Here is a 1,179-nt window from a genome sequence, read left to right on the forward strand (position 1 = left end):
ACCGTCAGTACCACCATCACCGGCGCTACCGGCGGCAACTTCGAAAACCTGGTGCCGAACCCGACCCCGGCCGTTACCACCATTACCGACTCGATCGACAACACCGGTCTGAGCCTCAGCGCCACCGGCACCGTCACTGAAGGCGGCCAGATCACCTACACCGCCACCCTGACCAACCCGGCCGGCACGCCAATGACCGTGACCTTGAGCAATGGCTCGGTCATTACCATCGAAGCGGGCAAGACCACCGGCAGCGTGACGGTCGAAACCCCGGTCAATGACGTCTACAACAACGGCAGCACTGTCAGCACCACCATCACCGGCACCACCGGCGGCAATTTCGAGCAACTGACCCCGAGCACCGAGCCAGCGCTCACCACCATCACCGACTCGAAAGACGACACCGGCCTGAGCCTGTCGGCGTCCGCCGAAGTGGCCGAAGGTGGTCAGATTCTGTACACCGCGACCCTGACCAATCCGGCTGGCACGCCGGTCACCGTGACCTTGAGCAACGGTGCCGTGATCACCATCGCCGCTGGCGCGACCACCGGCAGCGTGAGCGTCACCGCCCCTGCCGATGACGTTTATAAAGATGCCGGCCAGGTCGAAGTGACGATCAAGGATGCGGCGGGTGGCAATTTCGAGAATCTGGTAACTGACTCGACGGCCGCTGTCACCAGCGTGACCGATACCATTGATACCAGCACTGTATCGCTGACTGCTACCGCGGGTGTTGTTGAAGGTGGGACCGTGGTCTACACGGCTTCCGTAACCGCTCCGGTGACTGGTTCACCAGTGGTCGTCACCCTGTCCAACGGCCAGACCATCACCATTCCGGTCGGTGCGAGCAGCGGTTCTGTCAACTTTGTTGCACCCAATGATGCACTGGCGGGCGGCGGTTCGCTGAGCGTCAAGATCGACGACGCCAAGGGCGGCAACTACGAGAAACTGGAAGTCGACGGCAAGTCAGCGGATACCTCGGTGACCGACACCCCAGACACCACCAACCTGTCGCTCACTGCGACCGGCGCTGTAGATGAAGGCGGTCAGATCACCTATACGGCGACCCTGACCAATGCCGCTGGCACTCCCGTGACCGTGACGCTGAGCAACGGCGCCGTGATCACCATCGACGCCGGTAAAACCACCGGCACCGTCACCGTTCCGGCTCCATCCGAT

1 protein-coding gene is annotated in these 1,179 nt (G+C 62.3%); it reads left to right on the top strand.

All coding sequences use genetic code 11. The features are described from left to right. Window positions 1–1,179 (top strand): immunoglobulin-like domain-containing protein (locus JUI81_RS31615; RefSeq protein WP_204125692.1); only part of this gene is annotated, 1,179 nt, incomplete at both ends.

It is taken from the genome of Pseudomonas sp. 008 (assembly GCF_016861935.1).
Classification (GTDB): domain Bacteria; phylum Pseudomonadota; class Gammaproteobacteria; order Pseudomonadales; family Pseudomonadaceae; genus Aquipseudomonas.